Below are 24389 nucleotides of genomic sequence, written 5' to 3'. Positions count from 1 at the left end.
CGAACGCGCGGGTGACGGGCTCAGGCCGTGGGCCAGGTGTGGACGGGCTCGTTGCCGTGCATGTGCTCCATGTACAGCAGGGTCATCCGGCGCAGCGCCTCGTACCTGTCGCCCTTGTCGAGCGCCTCCACCGTGTCCGTCTGCCAGCGCGCCCCGGTCCTGCCCGTCACGCACCGCCGTTCGATGATCCCGAGCAGCCGGTCCCGCGGCTCGGGGTCCACCCCCCACAGGTCCAGCCCCTCGTAGGCGAGCGGGAGCAGGTGGCGCAGGACGAGCTCGGGGGCGGGCGCCTCGCCCAGCCCCGGCCAGTAGAGGCGGGCGTCCAGCCCGTGGCGGGCGGCGGCGTTCAGGTTGTCCTCGGCCGCGGCGAAGGACATGCGCGTCCACACCGGGCGGTCGGCGTACGGCAGGACCCGCATGAGCCCGTAGAAGAAGGCGGCGTTGGCGGCGATGTCGGCCACCGACGGGCCCGCGGGCAGCACCCGGTTCTCCACCCGGAGGTGGGGGACGCCGTCCACGACCGCGTAGACCGGCCGGTTCCACCGGTAGATGGTCCCGTTGTGCAGGGTCAGCTCGTCGAGCTGCGGGGCCGTGCCCCTGGCCAGTTCCTGCCTCGGGTCGGTGTCCTCGCACAGCGGCAGCAGCGTGGAGAAGTAGCGCACGTTCTCCTCGAACAGGTCGAAGACCGAGGTGATCCACTGCTCGCCGAACCACACCCTCGGCCGCACGCCCTGGGCCTTCAGCTCGACGGTGCGGGTGTCGACCGCCTGCTGGAACAGGGGGATCCTGGTCTCCTGCCACAGACGCCGGCCGAAGAAGAACGGCGAGTTGGCCGCCACCGCCACCTGCACGCCCGCGATGGTCTGCGCCGCGTTCCAGTGGGCGGCGAACGACTCGGGGCTGACCTGGAGATGGAGCTGGGTGCTGGTGCAGCAGGCGGGGGCGATGCTGTCGGCGTAGGTGTCCAGGACCTCGTCACCCTCGATGAACAGGTGGAGGTCCTCGCCCAGGGCCGCGAAGATCTGCTCGTTGAGCAGGTGGTAGCGCGGGTTGGCCGACAGCGTGCCCTCGTTGAGGTCGCTCTCCCGCAACGTGGGGAGGGTGCCGACCAGCAGGGTGTGCCCGCCGACCGTGCCCGCCCGCTGCTCGGCGCGGTTGAGCCGGTCCCGGACGCCCCGCTCCAGCCGCGCGGCGCCGTCCCCCTCCAGGGACTCGGGCACGACGTTGATCTCGACGTTGAACTGGCCCAGCTCGGTGGACCAGTCGGGCTCGGCGATGGCGGCCAGCACCTCGGCGTTCTTCATCGCGGGCTCGCCGCGGTCGTCCACCAGGTTGAGCTCGATCTCCAGCCCGGCCTTCGGTTGCTCGAAGTCGAAACGGGAGTCGTTGAGCATCCTCGCGAGGACGTCGAGGCAGATATGGATCTTGTCCCGGTAGCGTTTCCGGTCTTCTCGGCTGAACACCATTGCAGGTACGTCTCGGCCCATATTCCGCAGAGTCGCACACGAGATGCGCGCCGTACATGAGCGCGGAGGTCACCTGGCCGTTGTGCCACCCGTGTGACGGGCATCACACCGCACGGGTTCAATCCGGCGGCGGACCGGCCGATCGGCATCGTGACGCATTTCGCCGAACGGCGCCCTCACCCGAGACGACCCGACCCACCGAGCGGAGACGACCCATTGCGAGCCAGTGCCATCCGTCCGAGCGGAATGGAACGGACCTTCGCCCCTGACGAGATCATCGTCACCAAGACGGATCTCCAGGGTCGCATCACCTATGCCAACGACGTCTTCGTCCGCGTGTCGGCGTATCCGGAGCAGGAGCTGCTGGGGCAGCCGCACAACATCATCCGCCACCCCGACATGCCGCGGTGCGTCTTCGCGCTGCTGTGGGAGGAGATCCGGCAGGGCGGCGAGATCTTCGCGTACGTGCTGAACCTCGCTCGGGACGGCGCCCACTACTGGGTGCTCGCGCACGTCACCCCGAGCAGGGACGCCGCCGGGCGGACCATCGCCTACCACTCCAACCGGCGGGTGCCCGGCAGGGACGCCGTACGGGAGATCCAGGCCCTGTACGCCTCCCTCGTCGCCGAGGAGCGGCGCCACGCCCGCCCCGCCGACGCGATCGCCGCCTCGACCGCACTGCTGGACAAGACGCTGAAGGAGCGAGGAATGACCTACGACGAGTTCGTGTGGTCTCTGGCCGGAGAGGACGTGACGCGATGAGGATCCTGCCCGGAGGGAAGGGCCCGACCGACCCGGAGCCCCACGCGGTGACCGAGCAGGCGCTGGCCGAGATGCTGAGGGTGTGCAGGCTCGGCGCCGCCGGCGACTTCGAGGCCCGGGTCCGCCACATCCCCGGCTCCGAGGACCGGCCCGAGCTCGTCGAGCTGCGTCACGAGCTCAACCGCATGATCGACCGCATGGACGCGTTCGTCCGGGAGGCCGCCGCGTCCCTGGAGGCCGCCAGCGAGGGCCGCTTCCACCGCCGGTTCATCCTGGAGGGCATGCCGGGCTCCTTCCGCGCCAGCGCCTCCGCCATCAACCGGGCCCGCGCCTCCATGGCGGAGTCCGCGGCGGCGGCCGCCTCCGTCGGGCAGACCCGGCTGCGGCTGGCCGACGAGCTGGAGTCGGCCGTCATGGCCGTGGCCGAGCAGGTCGCCGCCGCGGCCACCCGGCTCGGCGACTCGGCGGCCGGTCTGGCCTCCTCGGCGGAGACGTCGGTACGGCAGGCCGAGTCGGCCAAGGAGGCGGTCGGCCGGATGGAGGACTCCGCCCAGGAGATCCAGCAGGTCGTCAACCTGATCTCCCAGGTCGCCGGGCAGACGCGGCTGCTGGCCCTCAACGCCACCATCGAGTCGGCCCGCGCGGGAGAGGCCGGGCGCGGCTTCGCGGTCGTCGCCTCGGAGGTCAAGCAGCTGGCCACGCAGACGGCCGAGGCCAGCGAGAAGATCGTCCAGCAGGTCGCCTCGGTCCGGTCCGCCGCCGGCGAGGGCACCGGCGTCATCGAGACCATCGGCGTGACCATCCGCGACATGGACGCCCTCGCCCAGAGCATCGCGAACGCCGTCGACGGCGGCGACCACGCCGCAGCCGGGCAGGACATCAGGGGCCTGGCGAGCATGGCCGAGCACCTGCGCGCCGAGGTCTCCCGCTTCCTGACCGTCCTGCGCGGCAGCTGAGCCCCGTACGGAAGGCGGCGGCTAGACCAGCCTCCGGGCGGTGGCCCAGCGGGAGAGCTCGTGGCGGTTGGAGAGCTGGAGCTTGCGCAGCACGGACGAGACGTGGGTCTCGACGGTCTTGACGGAGATGAACAGCTCCTTGGCGATCTCCTTGTAGGCGTAGCCCCGGGCGATCAGCCGCAGGACCTCGCGCTCGCGCTGGGTCAGGGAGTCCAGCTCGGGGTCGATCGGCGGGGCCTCGGTGGAGGCGAAGGCGTCCAGCACGAACCCGGCCAGCCGGGGGGAGAAGACCGCGTCGCCCTCGGCCACCCGGCGGATGGCGTCGGTGAGCTCGCGGCCGCTGATCGTCTTGGTGACGTAGCCCCGGGCGCCGCCCCGGATCACGCCGATGACGTCCTCGGCGGCGTCGGAGACCGACAGGGCGAGGAAGCGGACCTGCGAGCCCGAGCCCAAAACGCGGCGCAGGACCTCCTGGCCGCCGCCGCCGGGCATGTGCACGTCGAGCAGGACCACGTCGGGCTGGAGCTCCGCGATCGTCTTGACCGCGGACTCCACGTCCTCGGCCTCGCCGATCACCTCGATGGACTCGCCCAGCTCGGCCCGGACCCCGGAGCGGAACAACCGGTGGTCGTCGACGATCAGAACTCTGACGTTGCCCATGTGCTTCCTCACCGATCCTCGTTCACTTCGCCGACGCCCCCGCCACCCGCGCCCCCCGGGTCACGAGCTCTCCAGCTTCATGGTCAACATCACTTCCGTACCCTCGCCGAGCTCGGTCCGCACCCGGGCGCTGCCCCCGTTGCGCTCCATCCTCCCGATGATCGACTGGCGGATCCCCATCCGGTCCTCGGGCACCTCGCTCATGTCGAACCCGACACCCCGGTCCCGGACGAAGACGGTGACCTCGCCCGGCTCCACCTCCGCGTAGACGGAGACGACCGATGAGCCGGAGTATTTCGCGGCGTTGACCATCGCCTGGCGTGCGGCCTGCATCATGGCGGACAGTTCAGGCGTCAACGGGCAGTCTCCCACGCAGACGACCTCGATGGGCACCCCGTGGGCGTCCTCCTCCTCGGCGGCGACCCGCCGTACGGCGGCGGCCACCGACGCGTCGGCGTCCTGCTTGGGCTGGTAGAGCCAGTTGCGCAGCTCGCGCTCCTGGGAGCGGGCCAGGCGCATCACCTCTCGGGAGTCGTGCGCGTTGCGCTGGATCAACGTCAGCGTGTGCAGCACCGAGTCGTGCACGTGCGCGGCGAACTCCGCCCGTTCCTCCTGCCGGATGCGCTCGCGCCGCTCACGCTGGAGCTCCTTCCACAGCCCGGCCAGCCAGGGCGCGGCGATGAGCGCGACGCCGCCCACGACCACGAGCGTGAACACGAAGCCGGGCTGGGCCTTGCCCAGCTCGTCGTTGAGGGCCAGGAACCCGATCGCGCCGACGACCACGAGCACCAGGCCCGCGATCGTGCGGACCCAGCTCTTGCGTGCCTGCCCCACCGTCGAGTCCATCCAGCGCCGCCGCCGGTCGGGGTCGGCCTGCTGCCACAGGATCAGCGAGCCGATCCCGCCGACCGCGATCGGCCAGGCGCCGATCCCGCCCGCCGAGGCGCCGGTGAGCCAGCCCAGGGCCATCAGCGCCAGGGCGATCGCGCCGTAGGCGGCGATCTGGCTCCAGTCGCGCCCGGGATCCCTGCCCTCGTACGGCGCGCGCGGGGTGAACATCCACAGCGCCGCGTACGCCACGGCGCCGATCCCGTCCAGCACCGTGAGCAGCACGAAGGCCAGCCGCAGCACCACCGGGTCGAGCCTGAGCTGGTCGGCCACGCCCTGGGCCACGCCGGCCACCAGCCGCCCCTCCACCGGCCTGATCAGCCGCAGGAGGTCGGTCCCCTCGGAGGTCGCGGGTGCCGCGTCGTTGGATGTCTTGTCCGCGGCGGGTCCGCGCGACGTCTGTCGGTCAGCCATAACTCCGTCATCGTCACACGTCCCGGCGGCCCGGCGCATCGGGACTTCCCCTGGCACGCCCCTGAGAACGACCCCCCTCATCGGGGACGACTCAGGGGTGTCCCGGATGCGGGCGGACCGGGAGAGGGGCCACGATGAGAACATGACCGACACCGGGAGCCCCCAGGACCCGGCGAGCATCTCGCCCGACCCGCCGTCCACCGTCGCCACCGCCGCCGGCGAGGAGCGCAGGCTCCGCCGCAGCAGCGAGGGGCGCATCCTGACGGGGGTGTGCGCGGGCCTGGGCCGTCACGCCCGGGTCGACCCGGTGCTCTTCCGCGTCGGCTTCGCGATGCTGGTGCTCGCCTCGGGGGTCGGCGTCATCCTCTACATCGCGGCGTTCCTGCTGATGCGGGAACCCGACGGCGCCCCCGGCCACATGGAGCAGTGGACGCGGCGCGACTTCGACGCCGAGACCGTGATGGCCCTGCTGACCGGTGTCTTCGCCTTCGGCCTGATCATCAACCTGAGCTCCGGCAACTTCGGCACGCCCTCTCTCGTGGTGGGCACCGTGTTCGCCGTCGCCCTCCTCACCGCCCACGCCCGCGGCGTCGACCTGCTGGCCCTGGCCAGGACGCTGCCCGAGCGGCTGCGCAACGCGCGCCGCACCGGTCCCGCGGCGGCCTCCCGGCCGGTGGCCGGGCATCCGGAGCAGGGCCCCACCGGTTTCCCGCCGCCCCCGCACGCCGCGTACCCGCCCCTCGCGGGCCCGGACGCCCCGTCCCCGCCGACGGCGCCGTACCTTCCCCCGCCGCCCGCGCCGCCGGGCCCCGCACGCCCGGACGCCGACTCTCCGATCGCCGCGTCGTCGGGACCCGTCCCGCCGGATTCCGCGCGCCCGGACGCCGACTCCCCCATCGCGGCGTCGTCGGGCCCCGCGTCCCCGGGTGTCGACAGCCGCCTCACCGCCGCCGAGCGCGACCTCGCCGAGCGGACCCGGCTGGTCAACGAGGCGATCTCCGCCGCGCACGCCCGCATGGCCGCGGCGCGCGACAGACTCGCCACCCGGCCGCCCGCCGGGCCGGCGGACGGCGGTCCCCAGGCGCCTCCCACGGAGCCGGGCCACGGCGGTCCGCAGGCTCCCGCGGAGCCGGGCTTCGGCCCTCACAACCCCTACCAGGGCTCCCCCGCCGGCCCGCACCCCGGCCCCGGACCCCGCCCGAGGCTCACGCCCTCGTTCGACTCCTCCGGCGAGCCCTTCGCCCCGTACGGCCCCTACCGGCCGCTGGACCCCCGCCGGGGACCCTCGCCACAGATCCTCTACGACCTCGCCGAGTACGGCCGGCGGATGGCCCCGCCGCCCCGGCCGAAGCAGCCCCGGGCCTTCGTCGGGACCATCACGATATTCCTGGCCATGATCATTGGAGGGATCATCATGGCGGTCCAGTCCGCTTCCGGCTCGATCAACATGACGGTCGCCGGGAGCGCGATGCTCATCACCATCGGCGGTGGGCTCCTGGTCGCGACCTGGTTCGGGCGAGGTGCCGCCCTGGTCGCGGCGGGCACCGCCGTCGCCCTCTTCCTGATCGCGGGGTCCGCCATGAGCGACGTTCCGAAGAAGTTCGGCAGCTACGACTGGGCGCCGGCCACCACCTCGGAGATCGCCGGGACCTACACGGTGGGCGTCGGCGAGGGCACCCTGGACCTCGGCGACCTGACGTTCGCGCCGGGCTCGCGGACGGTCATCGAGGCGTCGGTGTCGGTCGGCCAGATCACCGTCATCCTGCCGCCTACCGTCAGGGCCGAGGTCACCGGATACGCCAAGCTGGGCGACGTCGAGATCGACCATTCGGTGCAGGGCGGCGCCGACGTCAGGCACGAGAAGGTGCTGGAGCCCGAGGTGACCCCCAAGGGCGAGGTCGCGACCATCGTGCTGACCGTCAAGGCCGGCGTCGGAGACGTTGAGGTGACCCGTGCGGCCTGACCTGCGTTCCGACAGCCCGGTTCCGGTGCGGAGCCGCTGGCACCGCACGGACTGGATGGCCCTGCTCAGCGGCATCCTGTTCATCACGGTCGGGATCCTGTTCATCACCGTGCCGGGGCTGGGGCCGATCGTCATGCTCCCGGTCGTGCTCGGCGGCCTCGCCTTCTCCGGGTTCGTCGCCATCATCGCCCGCTCGATCCGGCGCAAGTGAGGCCGGCCGCGCTCCGCGACCGGTCTCACGGTTCCAGGCGTTAGAATCGGACGATGCTCGCCCTGGAGTTCGTCAGCACCGTCCGCGCCACGCGGAGCGGTCTGACGGACACGCTCTCCGACGTGGCGGGGATGACCGCCTGGGCCCGCGAGCACGCCGCCGAGCTGGGGATCGACCCCGGGTTCACCGCCACCGAGGACCTGCGCCGCGAGGTGGTCGAGCTGCGGCAGGCCGTACGCGCCCTGTTCGCCCGCGCCGTCGCGCCGGACCCGGCCAGCGGCGCCGACGCCCACCGACTCCCGGGGTTCGCCGAGTCGCTCGACCTGGTCAACGCCGCCGCGCTGGCCGTACCGCTGGCTCCGCGCCTGGAGTGGCCCGACGAGGGCGCGCCGGTGGCCAGGACCGTCCCCGCCGCCGAGGCCGCCTGGTCGCCGCGCATCCGCGCCGCCCTCGCCTCCTCGGCGATCGCCCTGCTGGCCGGTCCCGAGCGCGAGCGGCTGCGGACCTGCCCGGCCCCGCGCTGCGTGCTCTATTTCGTCAAGGAGCACGCCCGTCAGGAGTGGTGCTCGGTCGGCTGCGGCAACCGCGCCCGCGCCGCCCGCCACTACCGCCAGCACAAGACCCGCTGACCCCCGCGACGGCGCCGCCGGGACCACGGCGCCCGCGACCGCCGCGACCGCCGGGCTCACGTCCCCCGGCTCGCGTCCGCCGGCTCACCGCCGGGCGCCGGGGACCGCCTGCCCCAGCGGAGCAGGTGGTCGTGGACGGCCGCGACCGCGCGCTGGGCCGTCGCCCCCTCCCTGACGGCGAGGAACAGCGTGTTGATCGGCGGCAGTCCGGGCTCGGCGAGCGGGACGAGCGTCCCGGCCGCCAGCTCCTCCTCGCACAGATAGCGGGGCACCACCGACATCCCCGCGCCCGCCGTCACGGCGGCCACGACTCCGCGCAGGTCGGGCATCACCAGAGCGGCGGACATGACCGGCCGGGTTCCGAACACGGTCCGCCAGTAGCGCCGGATGACCGGGAGATCCTCCGCGTAGGCGACCACCGGCACCCCCGCCGGCCGGGCCGCGTCCGGCGCCACGCGGTCGGCCCACCGGGGAGCGGCCACCAGGACGAACTCCTCGTCCAGCAGAGGGGTCGCGTGCACGCCGCGGCGGCGGGGGCGGACCGCCGAGACGACGAGATCGAGCGTGCCCGCGGCGAGCAGGTCGAGCAGGTCGTCGGCGAGGCCGAGCTCCACGCGGATCCGCGTGCCACGGGCGATCAACGGGGCCAGCACGCCCATGACGCGGGCGGACATCAGCTCGGCGGGCCCGCCCAGGTGGACGGCGCGGCCCGGCGCCTGCGGGTCCAGATCGGCGCCGACCGCCTCCGCCAGCGCGTCGAGGGGCCCGGCCAGCCGCCGGGCCAGCTCGTCGGCGGCGGCCGTGGGGGCGACCCCGCGCGGCAGGCGGTCGAACAACCGGCGCCCCAGCACCTCCTCCAGCGCCTTGACCTGGGCGCTCACCGTCGGCTGGGCCAGCCCGAGGGTGTGCGCGGCGGCGGTGACGGACCCCGTGCGGTACACCGCCAGGAAGGTGCGCAGCAGGTCGAGCGATACGGCCACCCTCCGATTCTCCCATCGGAATCCTGATATCGGAGGGCGGCCTCGGCTATTTGTCCCGATGCCTCGCCACCGGTGATGCTCAGTGCATGACGAAGCGCATCCTCACCATCCTGACCAGCCACGACCGGCTCGGCGAGACCGGCCGGAGCACCGGGTTCTACGTGTCGGAGGCCGCCCACCCGTGGCAGGTCTTCCGTACGGCCGGATTCGAGGTGGAGCTGGCCAGCGTCGCGGGCGGCGAGCCCCCGCAGGACGGATACGACCCCGCCGACCCCGTGCAGAAGGAGTTCCTGGAGGTGTACGGCGAACGGCTGCGCAAGACCCCGCGCGTCGCGGACCTCGACCCGGCCGGCTACGACGCGGTCTTCTTCGCCGGCGGCCACGGCACCATGTGGGACTTCCCCGGCGACGGGGACCTCGCCGGGTTCGCCCGGTCCGTCTACGAGAACGGCGGAGTGGTGGCCGCCGTCTGCCACGGCCCGTCGGCCCTGGTGAACCTCACGCTGTCGGACGGCACCCACCTGGTCGCGGGCAGGCGTGTGGCCGCCTTCACCAACGCCGAGGAGGAGGCGGTCGGGCTCACCGGGACGGTGCCGTTCCTGCTGCAGGACGCCCTGACCGAGCGCGGCGCCCTGCACTCCTCGGCCCCCGACTTCGAGCCGCACGTCGTGCGCGACGGCCGGCTGGTGACCGGCCAGAACCCGGCGAGCGCCACCGGAGCCGCCGAGGAGGTCGTGGCCGCCCTCGGTCAGAAGTGATGCGGGCCGCCCGGCCCGGAGTGATACAGATCACTATCTTCTAACGCACATAACGCACTGAATCCGTTAGTCTGTCGTCACGACGTCTAACGGATTCAGCCGTTAGAAAGTGCGACGGGAGAACCAGGATGAGCTTCCAGACCGGCCACGTGGGCCTCAACGTCTCCGACCTCGACACCTCCAAGGACTTCTACCGGAAGGTCTTCGGCTTCGAGATCATCGGGGAGTCGGCCGAGCAGGGCCGCCGCTACGCCTTCCTCGGTCAGGACGGCACGCTCGTGCTGACCCTGTGGCAGCAGAGCGAGGGCCGCTTCGCCACCGGCGTGCCCGGCCTGCACCATCTGTCCTTCCAGGTCCCGGACATCGAGGCGGTACGGCGGGCCGAGAGCGTCATCCGGGAGCTCGGGGCCGCCCTCCACCACGACGGCGTCGTCCCGCACGGCGAGGGCGCCTCCTCCGGCGGCGTCTTCTTCGAGGACCCGGACGGCATCCGGCTGGAGATCTACGCGCCCGCCGGCGCGCAGGGCCTGACGGCTCCCACCCCCGGCGCGCCCACCTGCGGCTTCTTCTAGACCGGCGACGGGCGGGAGGGACACGCCATGAGGCACGAAGGAGAGGTCGCCGTCCAGCGGCGGGCCGGGGTGCCGCGGGCCGGCGAGCTGGGATCGGTGCGGACCCGGCCGGAGATCCCGCCGGTGGCGGGCGAGTTCCTGCGCGCGCAGCGGATGCTCGTCGCCGGGGCCGCCGACGCCTCCGGCCGGGTCTGGGCCGGTTCCCTGACCGGTCCCGCGGGGTTCGCCGAGCCCCTCGACGAGCGGACCGTCGTGATCGACGCCCTGCCCGGCCCGCACGACCCGCTGGCCGGCCTGTTCGGCGCCGCGGCGCAGGACGGCGGGCACAGCGGGCATGACTGGCACGGCGGGCACGACTGGCACGACGTCGGCATGCTCGCCATCGATCCCGCGACCCGGCGGCGGATGCGGATCAACGGCAGGGCGCGCAGGGAGGGAGACCGGCTCGTCGTGCGCACCGAGCAGGTCTACGCCAACTGCCCCAAGTACATCCGGTCCAGGACGCCCGGCGCCGACGCGGCCCCGGTGCCGGGCGGCGCGCACGTCTCCGGGGAGCTGACCGCCGAGCAGCGCGCGTGGATCGACGGCGCGGACACGTTCTTCATCGCCACCCGCGCCGGCGGGCTCGGCGCCGACGTGTCCCACCGGGGCGGCAACCCCGGGTTCGTGCGGACGGCCGGCGCGCGGCGGCTGGTCTGGCCGGAGTACGTGGGCAACTCGATGTACATGACGCTCGGCAACCTGGAGCTGGACGAGCGCTGCGGCCTGCTCTTCCTGGGATGGGACTCCGGCGACGCCCTGCACCTGACCGGCCGGGCCCGCGTGGACTGGGATCCGGGCGGCGTCCCGGGGGCGGAGCGGCTGGTCGGGTTCGACGTGGAGGAGATCGTCCACATCCGCGGAGCGGTCCCGCTCCGCTGGGCCTCCGGGGATCATTCCCGGCACAACCCCCCGGTCATCGAGGCCGCAGCCCATCTGCCCGCGGGGGGTTGACCGGGGACAACAGGGGCGTACGTTCACGTTTGTCGGCTCTCACTTCTCCTATCCCCCCGCGGGTGCACCTTGGAGGACGTATGCCCCGAATCACCGTCACCGTCGACGGAATCGTCTACGAGGAGGAGGTCGAGCCGCGCCTCCTCCTCGTCCATTTCCTGAGGGACCGTCTGGGCAAGACAGGCACGCCCGTCGGCTGCGACACCGGCAACTGCGGAGCCTGCACCGTGATGCTCGACGGCAGGAGCGCCAAGAGCTGCTCCGTCCTGGCCGTGCAGGCCGACGGATCCGACGTCGTCACCATCGAGGGCCTGGCGCAGAACGGCACGCTGCATCCCATGCAGGAGGCCTTCCACGCCGAGCACGCGCTGCAGTGCGGCTACTGCACCCCGGGCATGATCATGGCTGCCGTCGACCTGCTCAAGGACGACCCCGACCCGTCCGACGAGGCGATCCGCCACGGGCTCGAAGGCAACCTGTGCCGATGCACGGGTTACTGCAACATCGTCAAGGCGGTACGGCGCGCCGCGCAGGAGATGTCGGGTGAGGGGGTGCGGACCTCATGACCGAGCAGATCGACGCCGGAATGGTCGCCCGGCGCATCGCCGAGAGCGACCGGCTCGGCTCCCCCGACCCGAGCCGCGAGATAGGCCGGGCCCGCAGGCGCAAGGAGGACGCCCGGCTGATCACCGGGCGGACGCTGTGGACCGACGACATCCAGCTGCCCGGCATGCTGTACGTCGCCTTCCTGCGCAGCCCGATGGCGCACGCCCGGATCGCCCGGGTGGACACCTCCGCCGCGCGCACCCAGCCCGGCGTGGTCGCCGTCTACAGCGGGCGGGACTTCGCCGGCGAGCAGGGCAACCTGCCGTGCGCCTGGCCGGTGTCCGAGGACATCGTCATCCCCGACCACCCCCCCATGGCGGTCGAGGAGGTCCGCTACGTCGGCGAGGCCGTGGCCTGCGTGGTCGCCACCGACCGCTACAAGGCCGCCGACGCCCTGGAGGCGATCGAGGTCGACTACGAGCCGCTGGAGCCCGTGCTCGACATGACCGAGGCGCTCGCCGAGGGCTCCCCGAAGGTCCACGAGGCCGGCAACCGGGCCTTCACCTGGAAGTTCTCCGGCGGCGACGTCGAGGCCGCCTTCCGCGACGCCCCCGTGCTGATCGAGCGCACCTACGTCCAGCAGCGGCTCATCCCCACCGCCATGGAGCCCCGCGCGGTCGTGGCCACCACCGACGGCACCGCCTTCACGCTGTACTCCTCCACGCAGATCCCGCACGTCCTGCGGGTCATGCTGGCGCTGACCACCGGCATCCCCGAGCACCTGCTGCGGGTGGTCGCCCCCGACGTGGGCGGCGGCTTCGGGTCCAAGCTCCAGGTCACCGCGGAGGAGGTGCTCTGCCTGCTGCTGACCCGCAGGATCGGCAAGCCGGTGAAGTGGACCGAGTCCCGCTCCGAGGGCAACCTGACCGCGCACCACGGCCGCGACCAGCTCCAGCGGATCGCCCTGGCCGCCGAGCGGGACGGGCGGATCCGGGGCATGCGGGCGGACCTGCTCGCCGACATGGGCGCCTACCTGATGCTGGTCACGCCGGGCATCCCGATCCTCGGCGCGTTCATGTACAACGGCATCTACAAGATGGACGCCTACGACTTCACCTGCACGGGCGTCTTCACCACCAAGATGCCCACCGACGCCTACCGCGGCGCGGGACGCCCCGAGGCCACGTTCGCGATCGAGCGGGCCGTCGACGAGCTCGCCCACGAGCTGGGCATGGACCCCGTCGAGCTGCGGCGGCGCAACTGGATCACCCACCAGGAGTTCCCCTACACCACGATCGCCGGCCTGACCTACGACTCCGGCAACTACGAGGCCGCCACGGACCGGGCGCTGGCCCTGTTCGGCTACGACAAGCTCCGCGCCGAGCAGGCCGACCGGCGCGACCGCCGGGACCCCGTCCAGCTCGGCATCGGCGTGTCGACCTACACCGAGATGTGCGGCCTGGCGCCCTCCCGGGTCCTGGGCAGCCTCAGCTACGGGGCGGGCGGCTGGGAGCACGCCGCGGTCCGCCTGCTGCCCACCGGCAAGGTCGAGGTCGTCACCGGCACCTCGCCGCACGGCCAGGGCCACGAGACGGCCTGGAGCCAGATCGCGGCCGACGCCATGGGCGTGCCGTTCGAGGACGTCTCGGTGCTGCACGGCGACACCACGGTCGCCCCCAGGGGCATGGACACCTACGGCTCGCGCTCGCTGGTGATCGGCGGCGTCGCCGTACTGCAGGCCTGCGAGAAGGTGAAGGAGAAGGCCAGGAAGCTGGCCGCGCACATGCTGGAGGCCTCCCCCGAAGACATCGAGTTCTCCGGCGGCACGTTCACGGTGCGCGGAACCTCGGCGGGCAAGACGATCCAGGAGCTGGCCTTGGCCGCCTTCGCCGCGCACGACCTGCCGGAGGGCTTCGAACCCCGCCTGGACGCCGAGGTAACCTTCGACCCGCAGAACTTCTCCTTCCCGCACGGCACCCACCTGTGCGCGGTCGAGGTGGACACCGAGACCGGCCTGACGAAGATCCGCTCGTACGTGGCGGTCGACGACGTGGGCACCGTGGTGAACCCGTTGATCGTCGAGGGCCAGGTGCACGGCGGCATCGCCCAGGGCATCGGGCAGGCGCTGTTCGAGGAGGCGGTCCACGACGCCGAGGGCAACCTGCTGACCACGACGATGACCGACTACCTGATCCCGTCGGCGGCCGACCTGCCCGAGTTCGTCACCGACCGGACCGAGACCCCCGCGACCAGCAACGTGCTCGGCGCCAAGGGCGTCGGCGAGGCGGGGACGATCGCCGCCACCCCCGCCGTGGTCAACGCCGTCGTCGACGCGCTGCGGCCGTACGGCGTGCGCGACGTGCGGATGCCCTGCAGTCCCGAGCGGATCTGGCGGGCGATCGGCGAAAGCGGCGGCGCCGCCGCCGGGTGGGCGGGACCGACCGAGTCCGAAGGAGGCGAGCGATGATCCCGGCGGCGTTCGACTACGTCAGGCCCGCGTCCCTGGAGGAGGCCTGCCACGTCCTCGCCACCTCGGGCGAGGAGGCCAAGGTCCTGGCCGGGGGCCAGTCCCTGCTGCCGCTGCTGCGGCTGCGGCTGGCCTACCCCTCGGTGCTCGTCGACCTCGGGCGGCTGCCGGATCTGCACGGCGTGCAGGACCGGGGCGACCACGTGTTCATCGGCGCGCTCACCACGCACGACGAGGTGATGCGCTCCCCGGTGATCCGCGAGCACGTCCCGCTGGTCGCGCTGGCCACCGCCACGGTCGCCGACCCGGCGGTACGGCACCGCGGCACCTTCGGCGGCTCGCTGGCCCACGCCGACCCGGCCGGGGACCTGCCCGCCGTCGCGCTGGCCCTGGACTGCGTCTTCGTCACCCGGATGACCGGCGGCCAGCGGGAGATCCCGGCGGCCGACTTCTTCGTCGACTACCTGGAGTCCGCCCTGGAGGCGGGCGAGGTGCTGGTCGGCGTCAAGGTGCCCAAGCTCGGCGCCGGGTGGGGCTTCCACTACGAGAAGTTCCACCGGACCGCGCAGGCCTGGGCGGTGGTCGGCGTGGCGGCCGCCGTCAGGACCGAGGGGGGCGCCATCGCCGAGGCCCGGATCGGCCTGACCAACATGGGCTCCACCCCGGTGCGGGCCCCGGCCGTGGAGGCGGCGCTGCGGGGGGCGCCATCCGCCGCGCCGAACGGGAACGGCTCCTCCAACGGCGCCCACGACCCGGTCAGGGACGCCTGCGGCGAGGCGGCCGACGACACCTCGCCCCCGGCCGACCTGCACGCCACCTCCGACTACCGCCGTCATCTGGCCCGGGTGCTGACCTACCGCGCCGTCCGGGCCGCGAGCGCCTGATCGGCGAGCCCGCCGGCCGGTACCCGGCACCGGCCGGCGGGCTCTGGTCACCTCACCTGCATCGCCGTAATGTCGCAGACATCACGGTGTCGCGGGAACGGCGGAATGTCCTTCCTACCGACCGACAAGGAGCGGATCGATGGCGATGCGGTTCGAGCACGAGTTCACGGTCCCGGTCTCGATCGAGCAGGCCTGGGCGGTCCTGCTCGACGTCGAGCGGGTCGCGCCCTGCCTGCCGGGGGCCACGCTCGACACCGTCGAAGGCGACTCCTTCACCGGGCGGATGAAGGTGAAGGTCGGCCCGATCACCGTCACCTACCGCGGCGACGCCTCCTTCCAGGACGTGGACAAGGACGCCCACTCCCTCACCATCAAGGCCTCGGGCAAGGAGGCGCGGGGCTCGGGGACGGCCGGCGCCACGGTCGCCGCGCGCCTGTACCCCGAGGGCTCCGCCACCCGGGTCACCGTCGACACGACCTTCAACGTGACGGGGCGCCCCGCCCAGTTCGGCCGGGGCGTGATGGCCGAGGTCGGCGCCAAGCTGATCGACAGATTCGCCGCCAACCTCTCCGACCTGCTCGGGGAGGGCCCGGGAGCCGAGCCCGCGGCGGAGCCCGCGCCCCCGAACGTCACCCCCCTGACCCCGGTCGCGCCCGCGGACCCCGTTCAGGAACCCTCCGCCGGGGGCGCCGAACCCCCGGAGCTCCCGCACCCCTCGCGCCCGGTCTCCCTCACCGTGGTCCCCGCCCCCGGCGAGGCCGCCGGGGAGATCCGCGACCAGGACCCCCATCCGGGCGGGACCTCCCGCACCTCCCGCACCCCCGAGGAGGAGGCCCTCGACCTCCTGGAGGTGGCCGGCATCCCCCTGCTCAAGCGCGTCGCCCCGCTGGTCGCCGCGGTCGCGGCCGTCACCCTGCTCGCCTGGCTGGTCCGCCGCGCCCTCCTGCGCCGCACCGGCGGGTCTTGATCGGCGGACCGGCTGATGATCTGTCGTACATCGCCGGACGTTGGGAGGCGCACGATGGATCCGTTCCAGAACGACGCGACACCGGCTCCCGAACCCCGGGAGCCGGCCCAGGTTCTGATCACGATCAGACGGCTCGACAAAAGCGAGACGACGGGCCTCAACCAGTCCGAGGCCTGACGGCACAGGCGATGTCCGGCGGGCGGGATCGCACATCCCGCCCGCCCTTTTTCGGGGAGGGGCGGGCCGATGCTGCTGCCGCGGGTCAAGGACGGGCACCACCCCTTCAGGTTCGATGACGGCACGGTCCGCGTCGGCGGTGAGATCTACGGGCTGGCCACCGAGATCGGCGATCCGCGGGGCGTCGCGTGGGCCGCCCTGACCCTGATGGACGGCACCCGCACGACGGAGGAGGTCGTGGCGGCGGCGCGGGCGTCGTTCCCGCGGCTGACGGAGGCGGCGGTGCGCAAGGTCGTGACGCGGCTGATCGCCTCGGGCCACGTCGAGGACGCCTCCGCCCGGGTCCCCGCCGAGATCGGCGAGCGGGAGCGCATCCGGTACGGCAGGAGCCGGGCCTTCTTCCACCGCGTCGACCTCACCCCCCGCGAGCACGGCTGGGAGGCACAGCTCCACCTGAAGGACTCCCGGGTCGTGGTCCTGGGACTGGGCGGGACCGGCAGCCACGCCGCCTGGGCGCTGGCGGCCTCGGGGGTGGGACGGCTCCACTGCGTGGACGCCGACGTCGTGGAGTTGTCGAACCTCAACCGCCAGGCCCTCTACACCGAGGCCGACATCGGCCGTCCGAAGGCCGCCACCGCCGTGGCCGCGCTGCGCCGGGTGAACTCCGACATCGAGATCACCGGCGAGCGGCGCCGGGTGGGCAGCGAGGGCGAGCTGTCGGCCCTGCTCGACGGGTGCGACGTGCTCGCGCTCTGCGCGGACGAGCCCCGCGGCCAGGGCATCAGGATCTGGGCCAACCGGGCGTGCGCCCGGGCCGGCGTGCCCTGGGCGGGCGGCGGCTACAACGGCCCGCTGGTCACCGTGGGCACCTTCGCGCGCGGACGGGGCGCCTGCTACGAGTGCCTCGCCGCGGGAGAGGCGCTCAGGCGCAGGCCCGGCCTCCCGGTGGAGCTGGGCGGTCCGGGCGCCACGGCCGCCTCGGCCGGGATCTCCGGCCAGCTCGTGGCCCACGCCGTCATCTCGCTGGTCACCGGGGTGCCGAGGCCCGCCGTCGGAGCCGTCGTGGGCGTGAACCTCATCGCGCCGGACCACCACGTGTGGATCCGGCACCCGCCCCGGCCCGGCTGCCCGGTCTGCGGACCGGCGTCCCGGTCCGGCGGGTGCGGGCGGCTGCCGGTCCGCGGGCCGCGCCGGGAGAATGGCGGACATCCGTCCGGAAACCGTAAATAACTCCCAAACCCTTGACAAGACGGACAAATCTGCATTTATCCAGGGCATGCAGAGCCCGTGATCAATGCACCCGACTGCAGCGTGATCGTCATCACCTACAACGACGCCGCGCGAGTCCCCCGGGCCGTGCGGTCGGTGCTGGACCAGTCGTTGCGCAACGTCGAAGTGATCGTCGTGGACGACGCGAGCACCGACGACACCGAGCAGGTCGTGCTCGCCCTGCAGCGGGAGGACCCCCGCGTGCGCTATCTGCGCAGAGCGGACAACAGCGGCGGCTGCGGGGCGCCGCGCAACGACGGGGTGGCCGCCGCCCGCGCGCCGTACGCGATGTTCCTCGACAGCGACGACCGGCTCGCCCGGCACGCCTGCAAGAGCCTGCTCGTGGAGATCGAGCGCACCGGCGCCGACTTCGTCACCGCGCAGATCTCCCGGTTCTACGAGACCACGCGCAAGACCAAGCGGTACTACCCGTCCCTGTTCACCCGCCGCAGGACGGTCGAGGGGATCGCCGAGGAACCGGAGATGTTCCTGGACTCCTTCGCCACCAACAAGCTCTACCGGACCGATCTGCTGCGCCGGATCCCGTTCCGGGAGGACCTGCACTTCGAGGACCACCTGTTCACCGCCGAGCTGTACTGCGTCGCCCGCCGGTTCGCGGTGGTGCCGTGGACCGTCTACCTCTGGCACCGGGCCCGCGCCACCGACGAGTTCCGCACGTCGATCTCGCAGCGTTTCACCGAGATGGACAACCTCCGCCAGCGGGTCAGGGCGGCCAGGCTCAGCGACGAGGCCCTGCGGCGGCGCGGGCGCGGCGAGCTGGTGCCCGAGCGCCAGTACCGCTTCCTCCGCCAGGACCTGCGGGTCTACCTCAACCCGCTGCCCGCGCGGGACCGGGCCTGGGCCGAGGAGTTCGCCGCCGAGGTCGGGCCGTACCTGGCGGAGATCGACCCCGCGATGATCGACCGCCTGGAGCCGGTCGCGCGGATCTGCTGCCACCTGATCCTCGACGGCCGCGTCGAGGATCTGATCGTCGCCGCCCGGTCCCTCAACGGGCCCAAGGCCGCGCCGCGCCACGCCGTACGGCGGGAGGGCCGGACGTACTGGGGCACCGAGCCCGACCCCAGGATGGAGATCACCTCCCTGCGGATGGCGGAGCTGCCCTTCAGCGCGGCCCGGCTCCGCCACGAGGCCGAGGTCGCCTGCGAGGGGGCCCGGCTCACCCTGTCGATCCGGACCTACGACCCGTTCGGGGTCCTGCCGGCCGTACCCGGCTGGAAGGCGTTCCTGCAGATCGGGCCCGACCGGGTGCCGCTGAAGCCGCGCGAGCAGCCCGACGGCGGCCTCCTGAGCCGGGTGAGCGTCGACCTGGCCGGGCTGCGGCGGGGCCGTCTGGGTTCCGGCGGCCACCGCGACCCGAAGATCGTGATCGTCCGTCCCGGCGGGCGGACCACCTCCGACCCGCTGCTGGTGGACCCGGCGGCCGAGCCGCTCACCGCCGCCGTCCCCCTGCACACGGTCACGATCAGGGCCGACGGGCCGGCCGCGGTCCTGCGCATGTCCTGGCGGCGGGAGGGCCTGCTCCGCCAGGTGCCCAGGCTGCTGCGGGCCAGGACCCGGCTCGTCCGCAGGCTGAGCACCCCGGCCCTGAAGCTGCGCGTCTACAAGGGGCTGATCAGGGTCGTGCCCCGGCGCATGGACCTGGCCCTGTTCGAGTCCGACGTCGGCGCCGGCTACACCGGCAGCCCGCGGTACGTCTACGAGGAGCTCCGCAGGCGCGGGACGCCGATCCGCGCGGTCTGGTCGGTGGCCAGGCAGCGCAGGAACTTCCCCGCCGACGCCACGCTCGTGCGCCGGATGAGCTGGCGCTACATCTGGACGATGGCCAGGGCGGGCTACTGGGTGGACAGCCACGGACTGCCGCTGGACTATCCCAAGCCGCCCGGGACGCGCTACCTGCAGACGTGGCACGGCCAGGGCATCAAGTCGATCGGCTTCAACTCGCCCGACCTGCGCGCCGACTTCCCCGGACCGCGCGCGCAGTGGCGGGCCGCCGTCGCGCGCTGGGACGCGCTGGTCGCGCCGAGCGCCGAGTTCGAGCGGATCTTCGTCCCGTCGAACGAGTACGCGGGCCCGGTGCTCAGGTTCGGCTCGCCCCGGTGCGACGTGCTCGTCCACGGCGACCCGGCCGCGGTGGAGCGGGTACGGGACCGCCTGGAGATCCCGCCGGACCGCAGGGTGCTGCTCTACGCGCCGACCTACCGGGACCAGGCCAAGTTCTCCGGCCAGTCGGTCAGGGCCGACCTGGACCTGATGGCCGAGGCCCTGGCCGGGGAGTGGGTGGTCGTCCTGCGCCCGCACCCGGTCGAGCGCTACCGGGTGCCCGAACGGCTGCGCCACTTCGTGCGCCAGGCCGGGTCGTATCCGGAGATCAACGATCTGATGCTCGCCTCGGACGCGCTGCTGACCGACTACTCCTCCGTGATGTGCGACTACGCCGTCACCGGCCGGCCGATGCTGTTCCTGATCGACGACTGGGACGAGTACCGGCACCTGGAGCGGGGCGTCTACCACGACCTGCCCGCCATCGCCCCGGGACCGTGCCTGACCACCACCCAGGAGCTGGTCTACGCGCTGCTCGACCTGGAGGAGCTGTCGTCCTCCTTCGCCGACAAGTACACCGCGTTCCGCGAGATGTGGTGCGCCGACGAGCGCGGGCACGCCGGCGCCATGGTGGTGGACGCGTTCTTCGGCCCCGCCGCCCTGCCGTCCGCCCCGCCGTACGGCCCGACACCGCCCGTACGGCGCCCGGCCCGGCCCGCGGTGTTCGGATGGCTGCGATGAGCACGGTCGTGTTCGGCCGCATGGACGGGGGGTCGCGATGAGCACGGTCGTGTTCGCCTGCATGGACGGGGGGTCGCGATGAGCACGGTCGTGTTCGCCTGCATGGACGCCGACACTCTGGGCGGCATCCAGCGGGTCACCCACACCGTGGCGCAGGGGCTGGCCGAGCGGGGGCACGAGGTGCACGTGGTCGGGCTGCACCGGGCGGATCGGCCCTTCCGCTACGTGGAGCGGCCGGACTACGCCCACCACGTGATCCACCGCACGCCCATGGGGCGGGGCGGGGTCTCCCGGCTGGACCTGTGGCGTGAGCGGCGGCGGCTGACGGCGCTCTTCGGCCGCCTGGAGCCGGGGTTCGCGGTGATGACCTCGCCCGGGGCGGTGACCCGGCTCAAGCGGCTGCTGCCCGGGCACCTGCTGCCGATCGGCCAGTACCACGGCTCCTACCGGCACGCCCGCGGCTCCTGGCACCTGGGGTCGGTCCGCCGGCACTACGGCGGCCTGGAGAAGGCGGTGTTCGTCAGCGACGACGACGCGTGGCTGTTCTCCGAGCACGCCAGGCTGCCCAACACCTGGTCGATCCCGAACCCGCTGCCCGTCTGGCCGGCGCGGACCGCCGACCCGGCCGGCAGCCGGGTCATCGGGGTCGGCAGGCTGGAGGGCGTCAAGCGCTTCGACCGGCTGATCTCCGCCTTCGCCCTGGCCCGCCAGGACGTGGCCGAGGACTGGGAACTGCACCTGATCGGCGACGGGGAGGAACGGGAACGGCTGCGCGCCCACGCGCTGGCGTGCGGGGTGGGCGAGCAGGTGGTGTTCCGGGGTGCGGTGCCCGCGGCCGAGATGAGCGCCGAGTACCTCGCCGGATCGGTCCTGGCCCTGTCCAGCGAGCACGAGGGGCTGCCGCTGGTGGTGGCCGAGGCCGCCGCCCACGGCGTGCCCGCCGTCGCGTTCGACGTCTCGGGCGGGGTGCGCTCGCTGATCGTGGACGGCAGGACCGGGCTGCTGGTGCCCCCGGCCGACGTGGAGGCGTTCGCGACGGCGCTGGGCGGGCTGATGGCCTCCACCGCCGAACGGCGACGGCTCGGCACCGCCGCCCGCGCGCACGCCGGGGACTTCCGGCTGGAACGGGTCCTGGACCGCTGGGAGGCCCTGTTCGGGCACGTCGTCCGCTGAGTCGCCCGCAGCCCGCTTGTGAGGCGTGTCCGGAGTGGGGTGGATACGGCGGCGCGTACCGGGTGGCGGGCCCGTCCGTGGTGGGGCGGGTGTCGCCCACCCGTGAGGCACGTCCGTGGTGGGGCGGGTGTCGCCCACCCGGGCTGCGCCGCATGGCAGCCGACCCCGCCCAGGACACCAGAAAACTCACGACACCAGGACAGACGGACAGACGGACAGCCGGACGCCTGCGACGAAAGGCGATTGAGGATCGCCGGGTGATCACCCCGAAGGCAGGAAGCAGTGACCAGGGCACACCGCTACCGGCCGGTCCATCGCCCGCTCACCGATTACGACGGTTCCGGGTCGAATGCCGGAGGAATCGGCCGGGCTGTCCCTGCGGCGGCTGCCTTCTGGTGCACCATGCGCCCGCCCCCACTGCCCGGGCACAGACCCGGCTGCCTGCGGCGCAGCCCGGGTGGGCAACACCCGGCCCGCCGGGGACGCGCCCCACGGGTGGGCAACACCGGGCCCGCCACGCGCCGCCGTACCCGCCCTTCAGCTCCAGGACTCACTCCTCCAGCGGGACGGGGCGGGCGACATCCACAGCCCCCACCACGGCGGGCGCCTTCAGAAAGACCGTGGACCCGGCGCCCTGGGGCAGACTCGGCCGCCGTACGGCGCAGCCCCGGTGGGCACGACACCCGGCTCATTGGGGATGCGCCCCGCGGGTAGGCAACACCGGGCCCGCCGCGCAAGCCCTCAACCCCAGGACTCACCCACCCGGCCGAGCAGGTCAGGCGACCGGGACCGGCGGCTCGTGGCGGGGCTGGGGAACCCCGGCCAGGACGATCTGGCCGTCGGTGAGCCTGGCCGCCAGCGGGTTCGGCTCGCGCAGCCGTACGAGCCGGTCGAGCGTCACCCGCTTGACCCGGGCCAGCTTGCGCCGGGCCGCGGTGTGCTCGTAGGCGAGGACCTGGGAGGTCTCGGCCTTCGGGGCGTCGCTGAGCTCGTAGCCGTAGGCCTGCAGCCGCTCGCCGAGCACGGTCTCGCACAGCGAGACCTCCCGCCGGGTCAGCCGGTCCTTCCAGGAGCCCGCCCGCGAGGTGGTGATCTCGCCCCGGGTGCGGTCGTGCCAGGTCTTGCGGGCGGGTACGGCCAGGCGCGCCACCTTGCCCGGCTCGCACATCGCCGGGTCGAAGTCCTCGTCGAGGAAGTCGCACAGCCCGCGCAGGGAGGTCTCGGGGTCGGCGGTCAGGTCCTCGTAACGCAGCTCGTGGTAGCTGCCCGCGGGCAGCTTGGCCGCGCCGTTGCGGGCGAAGTCGATCGCCTCGGCCCACACCGAGACGGCGCTGTGCACGCTCCCGTCGTACCAGGGCATCTCCTTCAGCGAGGCCACGCAGTCGCGGCCGTCCCTGATCAGGTGGACGAACTGGGCGTCGGGGAAGAGCCGCAGCAGGACGTCGACGTGCTGGAAGTACGAGGGCCGCTTGTCGCCCCAGCGGACCTTGCGGAACCTGGCCGCGTAGGCGCGCAGCACGATCCCCAGCGCCGAGCCGAGCGTCGGGGGTCCCTCGACGATCTCCTCGGTCACCTTGGCCGCGTCCAGCCTCAGCTCGTAGAAGCGGGACTGCTTGCGCCCGACGATCCACTCGGCCAGCTCGCGGCGGTGGGCCGGGGCGTCGAGGTCGCCGAACTGCAGCCGCCGCTGGTAGGCGGCCACCATGAACCGGGTCTCCGGCGGGATGGCCATGCGGGGGTGGGCGTGCGTCATGAGCTGCAGCAGCGTCGTACCGGAACGGGGGCAGCCCAGAATGAAGACGGGACGGTCGGATGCCATGGTCAGACCTTCGCCAGCTCGCCCAGCTGCCGGGTGGTGAGCTGCGCGGCCACCGGCCCCGGCTCGCGGAACCGGTTGATGCGGTCACGCAGGTCCTTGCGCCGGCGGGCCGCGCGCCGCTTGGCCGCGACCTTGGACACCTCGGCGACGTGGGCCTTGTCCGCCTTGGGCGCGTCGCTCAGCTCGTAGCCGTTGGCGGTCAGCCGCTCGCCCAGCACCGTCTCGCAGAGGGAGACCTCCCACGGCTCCAGCCTCGACTTCCACGAGCCGGACCGGGAGGTGGTCACCTCGCCGTGCGTGTTCAGGTGCCAGGACCGGTTCTGCGGGATCGCCACCCGGGCCACGTGGCACGGCTCGCTCATCGCCGGGTCGTACTCCTCGCCGAGGAAGCCGCACAGCTTGGCCAGCTCGGTCTCGGGGTCGGCCGTCAGGTCCTCGTAGCGCAGCTCGTAGTAGCTGTCGGCGGGCAGGTTCTTGGCGTGCCGGCGGCCGAAGTCGATGGCCTCGGCCCAGTTGTTCACCGCGTGGAAGACGTCCTTGGTGTACCAGGGCATCTCCTTGAGCGAGGAGACCGCGTCCCGGCCGTCCCTGATCAGGTGGATGAACTGGGCGTCGGGGAACAGGCGCAGGAGCACGTCCACGTAGTGGTAGTAGCTCGGCCGCTTGTCGCCCCAGCGGGCCTTGCCGAACCGCTCGGCGTGGGACCGGAAGGCGATGCCGATGGCGGAGCCCAGCGTGGGCGGACCGGCGACGACGTCCTCGACGAACCGGTCGCCGTCGATCTTCAGCTCCTTGAACTTGGTGTCCTTGTCGGTGACGATCCACTGACCGAGACGCCGCCGGTTGACCTCCTCCCGCAGATCGCCGAAGACGAACCGGCGGTAGTAGCCGGGTATCACGAACCGCGTCTCCGGCGGCACCCCGATGCGCGGGTGCGAGTGCAGCATGAGCTGCAGCATCGTGGTGCCGGAACGCGGGCAGCCGATGACGAAGATCGGACGGTCGGACTGCATCACAACGAACCCCCGTGGAG

22 protein-coding genes are annotated in these 24389 nt (G+C 72.9%); 16 read left to right on the top strand and 6 right to left on the bottom strand.

Annotated elements, in window-relative coordinates; translation table 11 throughout:
- Nucleotides 1–20: 20 nt before the first annotated feature.
- Nucleotides 21–1394, bottom strand: coding sequence for a glutamate-cysteine ligase family protein (locus Psi01_RS00865; RefSeq protein WP_239126881.1), 1374 nt, complete (start codon nt 1392–1394; stop codon nt 21–23).
- Nucleotides 1395–1712: 318 nt separating this feature from the next.
- Here Psi01_RS00865 and Psi01_RS00860 point away from each other — a divergent pair, with 318 nt between their 5' ends.
- Nucleotides 1713–2228: a PAS domain-containing protein gene (locus tag Psi01_RS00860; RefSeq protein WP_204061941.1), complete on the top strand. Its 516-nt coding sequence runs from the start codon at nt 1713–1715 to the stop codon at nt 2226–2228.
- Entirely contained in the window at nt 2225–3184 is a 960-nt protein-coding gene (locus Psi01_RS00855) for a methyl-accepting chemotaxis protein (RefSeq protein WP_204061940.1), read from the top strand. Before Psi01_RS00860 ends, Psi01_RS00855 begins: the two co-directional genes overlap by 4 nt.
- Nucleotides 3185–3205: 21 nt before the next feature.
- Here Psi01_RS00855 and Psi01_RS00850 read toward each other — a convergent pair whose 3' ends face one another.
- Nucleotides 3206–3844 (bottom strand): response regulator, encoded by a 639-nt coding sequence (locus Psi01_RS00850; protein WP_203877559.1) that lies wholly within the window; start codon nt 3842–3844, stop codon nt 3206–3208.
- Nucleotides 3845–3904: 60 nt separating this feature from the next.
- The gene (locus Psi01_RS00845) at nt 3905–5146 is read right to left on the bottom strand and encodes a PspC domain-containing protein (protein WP_204061939.1); all 1242 of its coding nucleotides are present in this window, start codon (nt 5144–5146) and stop codon (nt 3905–3907) included.
- Between the two features lie 142 nt (nt 5147–5288).
- Between Psi01_RS00845 and Psi01_RS43990 the strand changes: the two genes are divergently transcribed.
- The 3 genes from Psi01_RS43990 to Psi01_RS00830 are packed head-to-tail and all read left to right on the top strand — an operon-like array spanning nt 5289 to nt 7949.
- Nucleotides 5289–7109, top strand: a complete 1821-nt coding sequence (locus Psi01_RS43990; protein WP_204061938.1) for a PspC domain-containing protein — start codon at nt 5289–5291, stop codon at nt 7107–7109.
- Complete coding sequence (locus tag Psi01_RS00835) at nt 7099–7320, top strand: hypothetical protein (protein ID WP_204061998.1); 222 nt, start codon at nt 7099–7101, stop codon at nt 7318–7320. Before Psi01_RS43990 ends, Psi01_RS00835 begins: the two co-directional genes overlap by 11 nt.
- Before the next feature lie 53 nt (nt 7321–7373).
- A complete protein-coding gene (locus Psi01_RS00830; RefSeq protein WP_204061937.1) occupies nt 7374–7949 on the top strand; it encodes a CGNR zinc finger domain-containing protein in 576 nt (191 codons plus the stop codon).
- 56 nt (nt 7950–8005) lie between these two features.
- On the opposite strand, the gene Psi01_RS00825 is transcribed toward Psi01_RS00830, so the two are convergent.
- Nucleotides 8006–8929, bottom strand: a complete 924-nt coding sequence (locus Psi01_RS00825) for a LysR family transcriptional regulator (protein WP_204061936.1) — start codon at nt 8927–8929, stop codon at nt 8006–8008.
- Nucleotides 8930–9015: 86 nt separating this feature from the next.
- Here Psi01_RS00825 and Psi01_RS00820 point away from each other — a divergent pair, with 86 nt between their 5' ends.
- From Psi01_RS00820 to Psi01_RS00775, 11 genes are all read left to right on the top strand, one after another.
- A complete protein-coding gene (locus Psi01_RS00820) occupies nt 9016–9687 on the top strand; it encodes a type 1 glutamine amidotransferase domain-containing protein (protein ID WP_204061935.1) in 672 nt (223 codons plus the stop codon).
- Between the two features lie 128 nt (nt 9688–9815).
- Nucleotides 9816–10259 (top strand): VOC family protein, encoded by a 444-nt coding sequence (locus tag Psi01_RS00815; protein WP_204061934.1) that lies wholly within the window; start codon nt 9816–9818, stop codon nt 10257–10259.
- 27 nt (nt 10260–10286) lie between these two features.
- Nucleotides 10287–11252, top strand: coding sequence for a pyridoxamine 5'-phosphate oxidase family protein (locus Psi01_RS00810; RefSeq protein WP_204061933.1), 966 nt, complete (start codon nt 10287–10289; stop codon nt 11250–11252).
- A gap of 80 nt (nt 11253–11332) precedes the next feature.
- Nucleotides 11333–11818, top strand: a complete 486-nt coding sequence (locus Psi01_RS00805) for a (2Fe-2S)-binding protein (RefSeq protein ID WP_204061932.1) — start codon at nt 11333–11335, stop codon at nt 11816–11818.
- Nucleotides 11815–14265 carry a xanthine dehydrogenase family protein molybdopterin-binding subunit gene (locus tag Psi01_RS00800; protein ID WP_204061931.1) on the top strand — a complete coding sequence of 817 codons (2451 nt, stop codon included), beginning with the start codon at nt 11815–11817 and terminating at the stop codon, nt 14263–14265. Before Psi01_RS00805 ends, Psi01_RS00800 begins: the two co-directional genes overlap by 4 nt.
- On the top strand, nt 14262–15149 hold the full coding sequence (locus tag Psi01_RS00795) for an FAD binding domain-containing protein (protein WP_204061930.1): 888 nt from the start codon (nt 14262–14264) through the stop codon (nt 15147–15149). The genes Psi01_RS00800 and Psi01_RS00795 overlap by 4 nt, the downstream gene beginning before the upstream one ends.
- 139 nt (nt 15150–15288) lie before the next feature.
- The gene (locus Psi01_RS00790) at nt 15289–16116 is read left to right on the top strand and encodes an SRPBCC family protein (protein WP_204061929.1); all 828 of its coding nucleotides are present in this window, start codon (nt 15289–15291) and stop codon (nt 16114–16116) included.
- A gap of 54 nt (nt 16117–16170) precedes the next feature.
- On the top strand, nt 16171–16293 hold the full coding sequence (locus Psi01_RS43985; RefSeq protein ID WP_275424474.1) for a hypothetical protein: 123 nt from the start codon (nt 16171–16173) through the stop codon (nt 16291–16293).
- A gap of 69 nt (nt 16294–16362) precedes the next feature.
- The gene (locus Psi01_RS00785) at nt 16363–17523 is read left to right on the top strand and encodes a HesA/MoeB/ThiF family protein (RefSeq protein WP_204061928.1); all 1161 of its coding nucleotides are present in this window, start codon (nt 16363–16365) and stop codon (nt 17521–17523) included.
- A gap of 57 nt (nt 17524–17580) precedes the next feature.
- Nucleotides 17581–20364: a bifunctional glycosyltransferase/CDP-glycerol:glycerophosphate glycerophosphotransferase gene (locus tag Psi01_RS00780; protein ID WP_204061927.1), complete on the top strand. Its 2784-nt coding sequence runs from the start codon at nt 17581–17583 to the stop codon at nt 20362–20364.
- Nucleotides 20365–20442: 78 nt separating this feature from the next.
- The gene (locus Psi01_RS00775) at nt 20443–21537 is read left to right on the top strand and encodes a glycosyltransferase (RefSeq protein WP_204061926.1); all 1095 of its coding nucleotides are present in this window, start codon (nt 20443–20445) and stop codon (nt 21535–21537) included.
- Nucleotides 21538–22312: 775 nt separating this feature from the next.
- On the opposite strand, the gene Psi01_RS00770 is transcribed toward Psi01_RS00775, so the two are convergent.
- Both Psi01_RS00770 and Psi01_RS00765 read right to left on the bottom strand, forming a co-directional pair.
- On the bottom strand, nt 22313–23356 hold the full coding sequence (locus Psi01_RS00770; RefSeq protein ID WP_204061925.1) for a sulfotransferase family protein: 1044 nt from the start codon (nt 23354–23356) through the stop codon (nt 22313–22315).
- Between the two features lie 2 nt (nt 23357–23358).
- Nucleotides 23359–24369 (bottom strand): sulfotransferase family protein, encoded by a 1011-nt coding sequence (locus tag Psi01_RS00765; RefSeq protein WP_204061924.1) that lies wholly within the window; start codon nt 24367–24369, stop codon nt 23359–23361.
- Nucleotides 24370–24389 lie beyond the last annotated feature (20 nt).

The sequence above is a fragment of the Paraplanobispora siamensis genome (assembly GCF_016863175.1).
Taxonomy (GTDB): Bacteria; Actinomycetota; Actinomycetes; order Streptosporangiales; family Streptosporangiaceae; genus Planobispora; species Planobispora siamensis.
The sequence above is the reverse complement of the archived record's forward strand: the minus strand, read 5'-3'. Positions and strand labels throughout refer to the sequence as shown.